This window comes from Pedobacter sp. Leaf194, assembly GCF_001423945.1.
GTDB lineage: Bacteria > Bacteroidota > Bacteroidia > Sphingobacteriales > Sphingobacteriaceae > Pedobacter.
The window spans coordinates 628,212-642,118 of record NZ_LMPU01000009.1 but is presented as its reverse complement, the minus strand read 5'-3'; the positions used below and the strand labels follow the sequence as shown (position 1 = coordinate 642,118).

General features: G+C 42.1%; 14 protein-coding genes. 6 read left to right on the top strand and 8 right to left on the bottom strand.

The genetic code is table 11. The features are described from left to right. The first annotated feature begins 76 nt into the window (after positions 1 to 76). From ASG14_RS13185 to ASG14_RS13160, 6 genes are all read left to right on the top strand, one after another. The gene (locus ASG14_RS13185; protein WP_157274926.1) at positions 77 to 475 is read left to right on the top strand and encodes a hypothetical protein; all 399 of its coding nucleotides are present in this window, start codon (positions 77 to 79) and stop codon (positions 473 to 475) included. Further along, positions 472 to 975, top strand: a complete 504-nt coding sequence (locus ASG14_RS13180; protein ID WP_082491547.1) for a M23 family metallopeptidase — start codon at positions 472 to 474, stop codon at positions 973 to 975. Before ASG14_RS13185 ends, ASG14_RS13180 begins: the two co-directional genes overlap by 4 nt. 158 nt (positions 976 to 1,133) lie before the next feature. Further along, positions 1,134 to 2,354 (top strand): ArdC family protein, encoded by a 1,221-nt coding sequence (locus tag ASG14_RS13175; RefSeq protein ID WP_056871505.1) that lies wholly within the window; start codon positions 1,134 to 1,136, stop codon positions 2,352 to 2,354. 3 nt (positions 2,355 to 2,357) lie between these two features. Further along, a complete protein-coding gene (locus ASG14_RS13170; protein WP_056871504.1) occupies positions 2,358 to 3,161 on the top strand; it encodes a DUF4099 domain-containing protein in 804 nt (267 codons plus the stop codon). Then, the gene (locus tag ASG14_RS13165; protein WP_157274925.1) at positions 3,158 to 3,700 is read left to right on the top strand and encodes a hypothetical protein; all 543 of its coding nucleotides are present in this window, start codon (positions 3,158 to 3,160) and stop codon (positions 3,698 to 3,700) included. The genes ASG14_RS13170 and ASG14_RS13165 overlap by 4 nt, the downstream gene beginning before the upstream one ends. A 70-nt stretch (positions 3,701 to 3,770) precedes the next feature. Further along, positions 3,771 to 4,616 (top strand): hypothetical protein, encoded by an 846-nt coding sequence (locus ASG14_RS13160; RefSeq protein WP_056871502.1) that lies wholly within the window; start codon positions 3,771 to 3,773, stop codon positions 4,614 to 4,616. A gap of 277 nt (positions 4,617 to 4,893) precedes the next feature. On the opposite strand, the gene ASG14_RS13155 is transcribed toward ASG14_RS13160, so the two are convergent. The 8 genes from ASG14_RS13155 to ASG14_RS13115 form a co-directional block, all read right to left on the bottom strand. Then, entirely contained in the window at positions 4,894 to 5,358 is a 465-nt protein-coding gene (locus ASG14_RS13155) for a DoxX family protein (protein ID WP_056871501.1), read from the bottom strand. A gap of 135 nt (positions 5,359 to 5,493) precedes the next feature. Then, positions 5,494 to 6,117 carry a Crp/Fnr family transcriptional regulator gene (locus tag ASG14_RS13150; protein WP_157274924.1) on the bottom strand — a complete coding sequence of 208 codons (624 nt, stop codon included), beginning with the start codon at positions 6,115 to 6,117 and terminating at the stop codon, positions 5,494 to 5,496. Between the two features lie 165 nt (positions 6,118 to 6,282). Further along, the gene (locus ASG14_RS13145; protein WP_056871499.1) at positions 6,283 to 7,368 is read right to left on the bottom strand and encodes an AraC family transcriptional regulator; all 1,086 of its coding nucleotides are present in this window, start codon (positions 7,366 to 7,368) and stop codon (positions 6,283 to 6,285) included. 547 nt (positions 7,369 to 7,915) lie between these two features. After that, a complete protein-coding gene (locus ASG14_RS13135) occupies positions 7,916 to 9,640 on the bottom strand; it encodes a carbamoyltransferase (RefSeq protein WP_056871497.1) in 1,725 nt (574 codons plus the stop codon). 21 nt (positions 9,641 to 9,661) lie between these two features. Continuing rightward, the gene (gene xrtY / locus ASG14_RS13130; RefSeq protein WP_056871496.1) at positions 9,662 to 10,291 is read right to left on the bottom strand and encodes an exosortase Y; all 630 of its coding nucleotides are present in this window, start codon (positions 10,289 to 10,291) and stop codon (positions 9,662 to 9,664) included. A gap of 174 nt (positions 10,292 to 10,465) precedes the next feature. Further along, positions 10,466 to 11,323 (bottom strand): glycosyltransferase family 2 protein, encoded by an 858-nt coding sequence (locus tag ASG14_RS13125; protein WP_056871495.1) that lies wholly within the window; start codon positions 11,321 to 11,323, stop codon positions 10,466 to 10,468. Between the two features lie 109 nt (positions 11,324 to 11,432). After that, positions 11,433 to 12,629: an XrtY-associated glycosyltransferase XYAG1 gene (locus ASG14_RS13120; RefSeq protein ID WP_056871494.1), complete on the bottom strand. Its 1,197-nt coding sequence runs from the start codon at positions 12,627 to 12,629 to the stop codon at positions 11,433 to 11,435. Continuing rightward, the gene (locus tag ASG14_RS13115; RefSeq protein ID WP_157274923.1) at positions 12,626 to 13,846 is read right to left on the bottom strand and encodes a hypothetical protein; all 1,221 of its coding nucleotides are present in this window, start codon (positions 13,844 to 13,846) and stop codon (positions 12,626 to 12,628) included. The genes ASG14_RS13120 and ASG14_RS13115 overlap by 4 nt, the downstream gene beginning before the upstream one ends. Positions 13,847 to 13,907: the final 61 nt, after the last annotated feature.

Genomic DNA, 13,907 nt, shown 5'->3' with positions numbered 1-13,907 from the left:
TGGCAACTCAGGCAGTTTTCAAGGATAAACTCTTCAACTATTTTAACAATCAAAAATCATGGAAGAACTTTCAGGAATGCTGGTTATGGTAAATCCCGAACTCAGCGACAACTGGCCCTCAAGAGGCCTAATCGGCTTCATCGCCTCAATAGACGAAAAAAGGCAGGCCGTTATGGTCGGATTTGGCTCACTCGAAATGTATGCCTTCCCGCCCGAAGCGCTTATGGTCATACGCGCTAAGCAAGATTTGTATAAAGTGCTGATGGACCAGCCCTCCGGTATGGAGACAGCAGATTTCAAGGTGTTGATGCGTGTAAATCTGCTCCAGGAATCGGGTAGTCAGAAAGATATACTGAAAGCGCTCGAGATGTTAAAGGAAAGTCCAGGGGCTAGAAGCAGTGGAATGGAAACCCTTCAGAACGTACTCGATTTAAAAAACACCCAAAGTGCAAATCAGTCATTTCTCTCCAGATGATGGGCTATTTATCAAGCCTCAGCGCAGTGATTGTCATCTTAGGACTAGCCCCCAGAAGCTTTGGGCAGCGCTATTTTACCTCGCCGTTGAACAGTTTGTATATGAATCAGGCATTTGGATGGCGAATTCATCCGCTCAATGGTGCACTGAATTTTCATGATGGCGTAGATCTCAAAGCAGACTTCCAGCCAGTGTTCAGCATTGCTGACGGCGAGGTTGTCCGGGTAAACATCAATGCGGTTTCAGGAAAGTTCATTGTCATCCGCCATGGCAAGCTATTGAGTCATTACGCGCACCTTTCCCGGATAATAGTCAGCAGTAAGGATACTGTCTTGAGGGGGCAGCTCATCGGTGTGTCTGGAGCTAGCGGCAGAACAACCGGGCCGCACCTGCATTTTGCTTTAAGCTACTGCGGAGTCAAGCTTGATGCCCTGAAATTTCTGAAGGCGCTCGATGCCGTAAACCCCGGACGCTTAACTGATGCAAATTCCGATAAGTGATAATAACACTCAAGATGGAAACAGATAAGAAACCATTAAAACCGTAATCGATGAATGCGCTTGAACCGTTTTTGCCCTAGCGGCTTACCCGTGCCGCTTACTGCCATACCTAAGTGCCAAAACACGGGTAGCTTTAACTTACAGGAAAGGATTGTTCCATGAAAAAAGAAACTAAAGACCTGCATGTTCAGGTTGCCGAAGGGCTAATAAAAGCATTACAGGCTGGCACTGCCCCATGGCAGCGGCCCTGGAGCACCGAAGGTCTGCTGATTCCAAGACTTCCTTATAATGCGATCAGCGGCAAACGCTATCAGGGAATTAATGTATTAAGCCTGCTGCTTTCGGGCCGCGAAGATCCAAGGTGGCTAACCTTCAAACAGGCTGAAGCGGCAGGTTTCAGGGTTAAGTCAGGTGAAAAAGGAACGCTCATCCAGTTCGTTAAAACTGTTCAGCGCGTTACCAAAAGAGATTCCGGCGGGCAGATAATCTTGGATGATAATCATAAGGTGGTAACCGAAGATCGGCCATTGACTAAGGCCATTATTTCAAACGCCTGGGTTTTCAATGCAGCACAAATACAGGGCCTCGGGGCACTTGTATCATTGGCTGCCGCCAGTAAAAAATGGGAGCCATTAGAGCGGGCCGAGGGACTCATCAAAAATTCCGGGGCAACCATTCGCCATCTCGCTGGTGATGAGGCTTATTATGATCTCAGAACGGACTCAATTACCATTCCTGAGCATTCGCAGTTTGATGCTTCCGATAAGTACTATGCAACCTTGCTGCATGAACTCGGTCACTGGACCGGCCATTCTTCGCGACTGGACCGGAGCCTTTTCAACTTCCCAGGTTCCCCGGGTTATGCCAGGGAAGAGCTACGCGCAGAAATCGCCTCCATGATGCTTGGCGATGCGCTGGGGATTGGACACGACCCCGGTCAGCATAGCGCATACGTAGCGGCCTGGATACAGTTGCTCACTGACAGCCCTTTCGAAATTCATAAAGCAGCTACAGATGCGGAGAAAATTACAGCATTTCTGCTCAGTTTTGACAATAAGCTAGCGCAGGACCTTGAAAACCCCATTCAGCAAGCCTGGAATCCTCAAAAATCCGCAGTTAGAAAATTCCTCACCACTGGCGACGAAATCTTCTATAAAGACAAACATTACCAAATCACCGGCCATTTGAAACAGGGGCGTATAAAAGTGTTCGAGGAAGGTAGCGGAACGCACTTTATAGTTTCCAGAACGGATAAGCTCTACACTTCGCTTTTAGATTGCAAACTGGATGCCTCGTTTTGTCCGGGGCCTTTATTGACAGCAACTGAACAAAGCACCGGCAGTGAAGAAAATCAACATTTACCTAACCTAAAAAGATGAATTATGAATTATTTATTCAGTCAAAATGACCTGCCCTTTCAGGCAATGGAAGCCCTTGGGCTTTCAACTGATGATGATGTATTACTGGAAAGCACGGATTTCAAGGCTTTGCTCGCAGGGCGCCGAACCGGACTGCTAACCTTAAGTGGCCTGAGCACGGAATACTTCCAGATAGAACGGCTTGATGCCCGCCTTTCATTACAGCGAAACTTAAAAGGTGAGGTTGAACTCAGGCTTCACCCGATATATAAAAATGTTCAGGGCCATTCCTTACTTAGCGGCCAGGAGGTATCGCTTTTAAGCTCATCTAAAGAGGATTTTCTTCAAAAGGGGTTCCAGGATTCCACTGGTGGAACATCGCTGATGATTTTTGAATACGATGCGTTGACCAGAGACTTTATCACCTATTTCCCAGAGGAAGTACAGGTGCCTGATTTTGTGAATGGCTACGCGCTGTCACCAGCGCAGCAGTCCGGATTCAAGCGTGGAGAGGCATTGGAACTGGAGGATGGAACGAGGTTGCAGCACCGCGCCAGTGAATCGAAAGGAATCCTTTCCAACAGGGCAGCGCTCGTTTTGTCTGTCGTGGTCGACGGAGGTCAGTCTTACTTTCTAATTAGGGGTATCCGGGCAATAAAGGGCGAAGAAGGACAGCAGGTCGATTACAACACCCCGGGCTATAAGCAGGCTTTCGCCGAGATGCAGCGCAGTCTTCAACTGGACACCCCGGCCCGGACAGGCTATGGCCTGGGTTTCAAAGATGAAACCCAACAAAGCAGAGGACTGGGTCCCGCCCAGTCCAGATGATAAACTCCGCTTACCTCAGCCCGCTGGTCAAGGCTTTTTTTCATCCCGGAGTTTCCGGGCACATGGGAATCCTTAAAACCAGCCATGATTATCTGCCCGCGGCTACAGTCAATCTTTTCTTTGCGCATGCTGCAGATGAGTTGCTCTGTCTGTGCCATTTCTACCCAGAGTGGATCCGGATCAATGGTCAATCCGCTTTTGCAACGATCGGCTGTGAGAAAAGTCGCGACCGCTTCAATGAAATCAGAACGACTTTCCCGAATGCGAAGATCTACACTGTGTTTGCTAATGATCTGACAGGAAAGGTCTGGGATTGCCAACTTTCTTTATGGCAATGTGGATTGGAAGCTGATTTCATGATTAGAGGAACACAGCTCGAAGTGATATTAGGTGCGAAGAAGTTGTCCATTCCCTCGGAAAGCTTTTCCCTCAACCGTTTTTTTAAGTGCATCGGAAAATTTCAGACCAGTCCAGCCCTCAAACCCCGTGGCGGCTACCGGAATTTTACCGAAAAATTCTGCGCCAGATATCCATGCTAATGATTGTTCACCCCAGGTACCTACGTTTTCGTAGTCTTATAAACCAATTTTTAACCCTAAATAACATATTATGAATGAATCAAATCTAGAGTATCTGAAAAAATCACTCGATTACCTCGGTTTTGGTACCAGACTAAACGAAGTTCTCGAATCTCCAATCCGAAGAGAACTGCCTAAATTCTCGTTGGGGATATCCCAGCATTATAGCCCTCCGGGATTTCGTGGCATGCCTTCAGGAGTTAAAGACCATATGCGCTTTGAACTGAACTTTAGCAAGTCCAATGAATCGGACATGTTCTTTTTAAATAGCTATCAGGCAGTGCTGAGCAAATATGATGGCGCTGTGCCTGTGACACAGGTTTTCGACTTAGAACGGGATCACCGGATGACTGCCTTGCAGGCTTACCGGCTACTTTCAGGCTTTTCCTTCGAAAAAGAAATCTCTTTGAAAACTGCAGGCGAAAACTCCCAACCGGAAAAAAGGCCCGTTTGGTTAAAACTTAATCTCGGTGTTACTGACAGCTACGGTAACCACCCTTTGCACCACTTCTACCCCGAGTATAATTTTGATCTGGAAAAGAGCCTGGAGAAATACCCATTCTACCTTGCAGGGGAAGACAGAAAAGAAAAGCTCATAAAGGAGCTGAAGAACGGAGGACTGTCAGAACTCGAAATGATGATGGATGGAAAACCACTGAGTGTTTTTGTATCCGCTGAGCCACAATTTAAAACCTTGAACATTTATAGCAGAGACATGACTAGAATTTCGGATGCTCAAATCTTTTCACAAGCGCAAAGCGGACCAGCGCCGCAACAAGGTGTAGAACAATCCATGCTCAGCTCGGTGGCAACATCCGGGGATAAGCCATGGAAACAGGATGAGGGTGTCGCCTTTACGCCTAAGCCTGGACGTTAGGCGCTTGAGGTTTCGCTTAAATTATGTGCTCAACGAGTAAGTATTTATTGAATTTGGGTTACAGATGATTTAAAACCCCAGAGATTATGGCTATCGTTTGATAGTAAAGACGAAGTTCCTGATTTAATCTTTGCCGAGTAGAGAGCCTGATTGCATTTAAGGTAGATACATTCAGAGATGCATTGCTGCCATTCACTCAACGATTTATTTCCTTAAAAGTCGAAAGCCTGCCGGATGTCACAAGATATCCAGCAGGCTTTTGTATTTGCTGCGCTAATTAATTTGCAGTACGCTGATGCTTGGTGATTTTAGTTACTAGTAATTGGTTATCAACAGAGAGTTTTCCGTTTCCTTCAATGATGAAGATAAGCAATCCAACCAGTACGGAAATTGATAACCATAGCTCTGAATAGGGCCTGAGAATAATCGGCGATAAATTAATAAAGAAAACAGCCCCGATGAGTATAGGCAGGTTTACCAGGCAAAAAGTACGGGTATACGTTCCAATCGCAATGGCTACACCACCAAGGATGTGGACCACGATGATAAAATGGGCGATCATACTAATGCCAACTGCGGTGCCCAGGTGCGCGTTATGCATTAAGGTACTGAAAGCGCCAATATTCAGGTAAAAGGCAATGCCTTTCCAGATTAATACAAGTCCTAAAATTATTCTTAAAAAATCCAACCAGACAGGGTGATGACGATCACCCCAATTCTGCATTCTCTTTAACGTGCTCATATCTTTATAATTGGTTATAAGCAATATACGAAAAAATCAAATGCAATTATCGATTAACAGAAAATTAACATCTGGTCTGAGGTTTAGCTGCATAAAGTAAATTATTCACCTCCGTTTATGTCGGTAATAAGCTGTTTAGGCCATTTTAAGAATGGTATGCTCTGCTGCTCTGTTTTTTATTCTGCTCAGAGTTTCCAGGCGCATACCAAGGTAACTTGCCAGGTAACGTTGTGGTATCCTGCTCAGGTTCATTCCACTTTGTTCCAAACGCAGGTAACGCCCAAGCGCGGTTGGAATTCTGGCAAGTGTAGAGCGCTCGGTAGCGGCATAATAGTGGATGGCCAGCAGCTTTCTAGCAATAATGCCCGCTTCGGGATAAGCTCCATAAAGGAAATTGGTGAGGCTGTAAGGGATTCTGATTAGTTCACAATCTTCGATTGCCTGAATGTATTCCACCGAATATTTAGATTTTTCTTCGGGATTTCTCGCCGCCTCAATAAATTGCTGCTCAAAGCCGAACCAGGTGCTGATGTCTTTATTGTCTTCCTTTATGAAGCCACGAACAACACCCTTTAACAAGAAGAATATAGAATTGTTGCTGTCTGCAGGGGAAAGCACGAACTTAGATTTTTTAATGGAGAAATGACTGCAGTCTTTCTCATAGTGTCTGATAAATTCTTGAGAAAGTGGATGAAACTGCCCAAGATAATTCAGGAGCGGATTTAAATAGCTTTCGCGTTCGGCTTCGTTTTTAATCATTACAGGAAATAACTTAGAGTGATCAGATGCAGCAGTTTCGCACGTGATGTGTTTTGAAACTGAATCTTTTTCAAAGTTATTCGCCGAGGTAGGAGCTGAGCTGATTTTGGGGTCCAATCATGTCAAACGATTCAACGGTTTGAGAAAATCTATCCCTTGAATGCCTCAGGCGCTCAATTCCTGCGAAATGTAGACAGTTGGCATAACACCCTTTTCTTTTTTAAATGCATTATAAAATGTAGCCTGATTTTTAAAACCTGCATTTTGTGCAATCGCCAGGATCGTCATTTTGGCTTTCATCAACGGATATCGATCTAAGAAATGATTTACACGGTAGCCATTTATCCAGTCACGGAAATTTTTACCTAAGTGATTGTTGATTACGAACGAGCAATGGTGCACGGGTATGTTGGTTTTGCTTGCTAAATCGATAATTTGTAAATCGGCATTTAAAAACAGATAATCCGATTCCATTGCGTTTTTGAGCAGTCCAACATAAGCCTCCAGCTGAGCATCGGTAATCCTGATTCGCTTAAAGGAAATTGGCAGAATCCTGGTGTCGTTATCTGGAAAAGCTGCTTTGTTTTTTCTCATCTCCTCGGCAGTTTCCGGCGGCAATAATGGGCGCTCGTGACCCAGAGTCAGATTTCTTTTCCAGTCAATAGCAACCATGAGTGCGCCATAAAATATCTGAGGCTTATGTAAGGCGTAAAGCAACACCACCAAAAGCGCTATACAGTTCAGAAAAATAAAAATCGGATTGTATAGCGGAATGTTTAGGCTGCTCAAGACGATTCGGGATAAACCCATGAGCTGGAAAAAAGTCGCTACCTTCAGTATAAAAAGCATCCAGTTGCGTTCAGAATTATTATCAGCAACTTTCAGAAGGATTTTCGATTTTACAACGGCTCCCCAGGCGAGTATCAGGTAAGTGATGGTTAGCAACGTTCTAAAACCCGAATGGAAATAGGGCGGCAGCAGCCCGCTTCTTGTGCTTATTGACCAATAGCCGTATTCATTAAACTGTTTTATAAGTAATTGCCAGTCCAGGTTTGTGCTACCAGGCCAGGGGAAAACATGCACCAGCGCCAAGAATGCTGGTATAAAATGAATCCAGTCTGTCTTTTTCAGCGATCTGTCTTTTTTCAGGAAACCGGTAATGTACAGGTAAAAGCATGCGGGCGCCGCAAAATATAAAGGTGTAAAGCTTTGGAAGAGTATGAATGACAGTTTCTGCTGGTTAGTACCCATTAAAAGCGACACCAATATATGCCCCGAACGCGTAAATAAAAGCAAAGAAAGTAGCCTGTTCTGTATCCGGTTTTCACTTTTTGCCAGAAATAAGTGTATCGAAAATAAAAAAAGAAAAAAGCAAGTAATACTAACTAAAAAGTTTAAGACTGACATGGCTAAATTTGGGATGATGTGTAATGATAGAGACTTGAAAGCGGCTTTAAAACTCAGTACACCCAGAGCGCGATTGTCCCAGAATGATGATTTTTGAGCTTATCCGTATCAAACCCAGACTTTAGAACTGGAGAAATTGCCACACCTGTATAGCGTCACATCAGGGAAAATATTTAAGATAGAAGAAAAACTACCCCAATCGAATCTTATGTTCATGAGCATCAAATAAAAAGTTAAACAAATTATTTAGGTAGCAACACAAAGATGATGTTTTTTTGCATGATTCAAACTGCTTTGCGGAGAATTGTTTATTGAGGAACTGAGTTAATGAGCAATGCACAAAAAAAGGCCAGTGACTATCACTGGCCTGGACATTGTATTTAAAAACGTTTTATTTTCTAATGATGATGTCTTCCATTACCAGCATATCCATTTTGGTTCTGAGGAAGCAATCTAGAGCTTCTTCCGGCGTGTTTACAATGGGCTCATTTTCATTAAAGGAGGTGTTAAGTAAAATCGGAACACCTGTAGACTGATTAAAAGCACTTATCAAGTTGTAGAAACGTTCATTTGTTTCCTGATGAACACTTTGCAGCCTTCCCGTGCCATCCATGTGGGTAACGGCCGGGATTTCCTTCCTCTTATGCGCCTTTATCTGCAGTACTTTCTCCATAAAGGGAACGCTTTCATCCTGTTCAAAATAATCTTTAACGAACTCTGCTATAATAGAAGGCGCAAACGGCCTGAAAGATTCCCTGCGTTTGATTTTTGAGTTGATGATGTCTTTTGCGTTGGGGTTTCTCGGGTCAGCCAAAATGGAACGGTGGCCAAGTGCACGCGGGCCAAACTCAGCCCTTCCCTGGAACCAGCCGATAACCCCTTCTCCAGTTAAAGCGCTTACGATTTCATCATAAAATTCTTCGCTAGCGGGTTTTGTATAAGCAATTTTGCGGCTACTCAGCATTTTCTCGATATAGCTATTGTCAAATCTGCTTCCAAAATAGCCATGAACCATTGGTGATGTTCGTGGCTTCTGCTCAATTTGATTGTAAACCCAAAGCGCAGCGCCAAGAGCCGTACCAGCATCATGCCCGGCCGGAGGTATGTAAACATTTTTAAATTGCGTTTTTAATTTCAGTTTGCCGTTTGCAACTGAATTTTGAGCAACACCGCCTGCAATGCAAATGCTATTTAATCCTGTTTTCTGATGCAGATAATTGAGTATATGAAAAATAACCTCCTCACAAACAAGTTGTACGGATGCAGCTATGTCTTTGTGGTATTCGGTTAACGCTTCGTCGCTTTGCCTCGGCAAGCCGAGTAAATCGGTCAGGCTTTTGGTGAATAAGCTTTCTATACTGGGAACGCCATCTTCCCAGGCCATTTTTACGCCATTTTTAGGATGGTTGAAATATTTTAAATTGAGTTCGAACAGCCCATTTGGCTTTAGCTGAATCAGTGTCCTGATTTTTTGAGCATATTTGGGAACGCCGTAAGGTGCAAGTCCCATAACTTTATACTCATCACCATAATGAGGAAATCCCAGAAACTGCGTTAGGGTGGTATAAAATAAACCAAGCGAATGTGGGTAGGAAACGGTATCTAAAACTTCAATTTGATTTCCCTTTCCGATGGCGAGCATCGTACTGCTAAAATCGCCAAAACCATCAATGGATAGTATCGCCGATTCATCAAAAGCAGAGGCGAAGAAGGCACTTGCCAAATGGCTTCTGTGATGCTCTACATTAACTACTTTGGCTTTAAGGGATTGATTAGCTAAGTTGAAATGCTGCCAGATTTCCTGTTCTATGCTACTGGCTTTCTTTAAGTTCTGCGCCCTGTTGAGCATATTTTTTAGGCTTAGCCTGTTTTTAAATGCGGTGAAAACTTTTCTGAAAAAATTAGCTTTCGGATCCCTCGAAACGGCGATAAAGTCAACTTCCTGGATACTGATTCCCGCTTCTTGCAAACAAAAATCAATAGCCATTGTAGGAAAGCCCGCCCAATGCTTTATACGCCTGAACCGTTCCTCTTCAGAAGCCGCAATTATTTCTCCATCCTTATAAATACAGGCAGCGGAATCGCCGTGATATGCATTTAACCCTAATATGTACATAGATAAATGCTTATTGTAGATTTATGGATTGGCAAGATTTGCTCCTTTGTGAAATTTTTTCTGGTCGTCGGTTGCATTACTTCTGGTGTTTTTCTTGATCCAGAAAAATAAAATTATAAAGATGACGATATAGACTAATATATTAAAAATCTCATGGTGGTACTCGAAATAATTGCGCTGACTCTGGAAAAATCCAAATAATAAACCCAAGCCCGCAATGCGGCAAATATTTAATAAATAAATGGTAATGATTCCAATTATCAACATTTTTATGGTTTCCTTCCAGCTGGCCGGGAAAGCCAGTACAAATGCCGCGAGAAAACTCATCACGCCAAGCCCTAAACAGGAGTAATTAATTCTCAAATATGGACCGTTAACCACCATTACATCCTGTTTGTTATGGATGGCATAAAATCCAAAAAGTTTAATTATCCATACGGCAGGTGCAATTAATACGTTTTTTAAGCCTTGGATGTAATCGAAGTGTTCAGCAATGTAGGCGTTGTGATAGCGCCCGGTTGGGGTCATTACGCTATTCATAAAAATATTGCCCTGACTAAATAAAATATAGAGCACAAACAGCATCACCACGAATTTGATTGCCTTTTTATCAGCTTGCTTCTTTGCCTGTTGAGTCGTGATTTCGTCCATATCAGTTTTGAATGTTTAAAGTTAATATTTTATGTTCAAATCAAATTATCCTTCCTTACCAGGAAATTTAATTCGGATGATGGTAAAAAACATTTGCTATGAAGCCCGATCTATTGTTCGGAATGCTTTGTTTTTGAATAAATACCTTGTTAAACTTCGATAGTCTTGTGCTTGTTATAATATAACGCCTCTTTTTAACGCCTTGATTTTCGCATCAACTAATTTCCGAAACCACAGCGCCTGCAGGTAATGAAACTGCCTGCCGCTTTTATTTTCGAGAAAGCCAAATTGAAAAGTCATGCGAAAACCGTAGTATAAGTATGGCCTGAATCCCAAGGGTAATTTCCACCAAAGCCGCTTGAGCCATGCTTTCCGCTCATTGGGGTCACCAAATAGTTTTGGTTTCAAAGCTTGAATGCGGAGTTTTTTAATCCTTTCGATTTCTTCCTGTGCAACTAAATCACTGTAGCGCTCATGTTTTGCTTTCCAGAAGCTTAGATCGTTTTCTTTAAGGTTTTCTTCCAGCAGATACCCATTTTTCCAGGTGATAGTCTTTCCTGAAACAATAAACTTATGGTCCATATTTTCATTTAAATCCGACTGGGCAAACCCGGTACGAAACATCTTTAAAAGGTACATTGGGTAGTAGCCGCCAAAGCGAATCCAACTTCCCTGAAAGAAATTTTTGCGATTAAAGTAAATGCCGTTAATGTTTTGATATTTCTGATTGTCAAAACTTTCGAGCATTTGGTAAAGTTCTGGCGTTACTATCTGATCAGCATCAAGTCCGACAGTCCATGGAGTTTCAATAGCAAAATTTTTTAATGCGAAATCCCATTGTCGAGGGTGATTTTCGAAAGGGTTTGTTTTTATACCCGCTCCAAATGCTTTGGCAATTTCTACCGTCGAGTCTGTGCTTCCGCTATCTAATAAAAAAACCGGTGCATTTAAATCAGCAATCGACTTCAGCAATCTCGGCAAGTGAATTTCTTCGTTGTAAGTGAGTATAATGAAACTGAAGTTTTTATTCATCGAACAGGTGATATTCACTTAATTAATACTTAAACTTGATATTCCGGGCGCCGTTGTTGTGCGACTTAAAGCAGTCTTTTTAAAGTCCAAGCTCATTTGAATCAAGTCATTAGCTTTTTCGGTGAGCTTCACCAATAACCGTCTTATACAACGCCAGGTAACGCCTGGCCAGAACCTCATCATTGAAATCTTCTCGAATTTGCCCGGGTGCAAGCGCCCTGATTGCATTTCGTTTCAATTTATCTTCAGCGGCCGCTGTTAGTTTGTTGCCAATCTCTTTAATATCCAGGCTGGTAACCCATCCCAGGTTTTTTTCTAAGATATAGTCTGCCAGGCCAACTTTGTCTGATACCAGAACCGGTGTGCCAACGCTTAAGCTCTCGATAACTACATTCGCAAAGTTTTCGCTATAAGAGGGGAGTACCATCAAATCGTGAGCAGCAATTAAGTGATATTTGTCCTCATTGTTAACATGACCGAGCCAATCGATGTGACCTCTAAGCTTTAAGGCTTCTACTTTCTGCTTTAAGCTTTGTACGTAGTTCTCATCCCCGGTACCGGCAATAGTTAGTTTCCAGGCAATTTCAACTTTAGACATTGCTTCCAACAACAGTTCCAATCCTTTTTTCTCTTCAATGCGAGATAAAAAGATCAACTTGGAAAAATCCGTCGATATGCGCTCCGCTTTTCGCCTTACGCTGTCTGCCAGCTGTACCAAATTCGGTATCACTGTAATATTTTTAGGTTGAACAATTTTCAAAATATCGATTTGTTCGTGTGGACTAGTTGCATGGATATGGCTGTATTGCAACAGTCTTTCCCCAATTAACTTATGAAAAAGTGTTTTGACAATGGAATTTCGATTGGTTTGAGTGTATGCAGTTAGCATACCTCTGGGAGACAAAATAACTGGAATTTGATACCATTTCGCGACCAAACAACTCAAAACTGAAACCAAATTCCACCAGGCATGGATATGTATAATAATTTCATCATTTTTGTTATAACGAGCCTTTCGAATTACTTTTCGTAACTCCAGCATCAATCTCGGCGAAAAATGACTATGATCCTTTGTCCAACGTTTAAAATAGGTAACAGGCACCCCGTCAACAGTGTGCTGCTTTCCGGTATCAACACTGAGTTCATATTTTCCGCTTGCGGTGGTTGTAAGCACCTCAACATCAGTTGTGTACTCCTGAGCGAAGTCGAAGGACATTAAAGCCTCACATAATTTTCCAACACTTTGAATGGTGCCGCCGTAAATGTAGGCAGGTTTGTAAGATGGAGTGATGTGAATGATTTTCAATTTTTTAAATAATTGTCAAGCCTCTTTATTACAAATTTATTCAGGAAAAGATAGATTAGGAAAAAGGCAAAAAAACTGCCGACCAGCTTATCTAGGGCTGTCTCGAAGAGATTTATTTGAAATATGAAAGGCACTAAAAAGGCGAATCCCCAGATTCTGTTATGAGATTTTAACAAAATAAATTTATAAGATAGCCCAATCACGACACCCCATAACAATAATGGAATAAGCATGCCTGGAAAGCCAAAATCAATATAACTTTCTGTTACATAACCCAAACTTATAGAAGTGCCCGAGTTTGCGCCTGCAAAACCCACACCAGTATAGGTAATTGTTTTCTCCGTATCATCGATTACAGTTTTTTCAGGAAAGAAAATCCTTGGCATTAGTATGCGCTTAATCGCGTCTAACCATAGTCGCCCATGTTCATGTGGTCGATTTAAGGGAACGTAAGAGGTAGATGCGGAGAAAATATCGATGTAAGTCAGCCGGTCTAGCAGGTTCGTAATTCCGTCCTCATACTTCAAATTTTTGGCATTGCTGGTTAATTCATATAGTTTTTCCAATGCATCAGTTTTAGAAACTGTAACCACTTGCGCACTTTCACCTCCAGAAAGATAGCTTCTGTATTCTGGCTTTACATACTGCCAAACGATCATTAAGTTAAATAAAAGAACAACTAATAAACCAAATAATGCATAATTGACATAAGTATATGTTCTTTTTACAAAAACATATAATACGATGGCGACGATAAAAAAATCTTTAAATGAGCTGAAATAGCCTGTTAAACTGAATATAATTTCTGCTATTAAAATGGTGTAAAGTAGCTTCTTATTCTTGTCGAAAACAAAGTGGGAAGCAAAGAAGAAAAAGAAGATGGCCCACTTCAAATCTTGGACCTTAATAAAAAATTGTTGTAAGCCTGGCAGAATATGTGAAAATACGAGAAGAAAAGGAGTGAAGAAAATCGCAGCAATGTAAAGCGTCACTATTTTTTTTAAATTATAACGGTCTAGTAGCATTTTAAAATCATCGTGCTCCAGCTGAGGTAACTTATGAATAATGATATAAATGCCAATGCAAATGACGTAGAGTGAGGTTAAACTGTAATAGTAAGCATTATCTATGTTCTGATAATAGGTGAATAGATTGCGAAAGTCTTTATATAAATAATCTGCATAAAATATCTTTAGGCAAACCTGCGACCATTGCATAATTAATCCAAAAAATAAAATTGGAGGTTCATTTTTTCTCCAAAGTAATTTGGCAGCAAAT

Coding starts and splice junctions, on each gene's coding strand:
- ASG14_RS13185 (WP_157274926.1), top strand. CDS start 77: ATGCTGGTTATGGTAAATCCCGAACTCAGCGACAACTGGCCCTCAAGA.
- ASG14_RS13180 (WP_082491547.1), top strand. CDS start 472: ATGATGGGCTATTTATCAAGCCTCAGCGCAGTGATTGTCATCTTAGGA.
- ASG14_RS13175 (WP_056871505.1), top strand. CDS start 1,134: ATGAAAAAAGAAACTAAAGACCTGCATGTTCAGGTTGCCGAAGGGCTA.
- ASG14_RS13170 (WP_056871504.1), top strand. CDS start 2,358: ATGAATTATTTATTCAGTCAAAATGACCTGCCCTTTCAGGCAATGGAA.
- ASG14_RS13165 (WP_157274925.1), top strand. CDS start 3,158: ATGATAAACTCCGCTTACCTCAGCCCGCTGGTCAAGGCTTTTTTTCAT.
- ASG14_RS13160 (WP_056871502.1), top strand. CDS start 3,771: ATGAATGAATCAAATCTAGAGTATCTGAAAAAATCACTCGATTACCTC.
- ASG14_RS13155 (WP_056871501.1), bottom strand. CDS start 5,358: ATGAGCACGTTAAAGAGAATGCAGAATTGGGGTGATCGTCATCACCCT.
- ASG14_RS13150 (WP_157274924.1), bottom strand. CDS start 6,117: ATGATTAAAAACGAAGCCGAACGCGAAAGCTATTTAAATCCGCTCCTG.
- ASG14_RS13145 (WP_056871499.1), bottom strand. CDS start 7,368: ATGGGTACTAACCAGCAGAAACTGTCATTCATACTCTTCCAAAGCTTT.
- ASG14_RS13135 (WP_056871497.1), bottom strand. CDS start 9,640: ATGTACATATTAGGGTTAAATGCATATCACGGCGATTCCGCTGCCTGT.
- xrtY (WP_056871496.1), bottom strand. CDS start 10,291: ATGGACGAAATCACGACTCAACAGGCAAAGAAGCAAGCTGATAAAAAG.
- ASG14_RS13125 (WP_056871495.1), bottom strand. CDS start 11,323: ATGAATAAAAACTTCAGTTTCATTATACTCACTTACAACGAAGAAATT.
- ASG14_RS13115 (WP_157274923.1), bottom strand. CDS start 13,846: ATGCAATGGTCGCAGGTTTGCCTAAAGATATTTTATGCAGATTATTTA.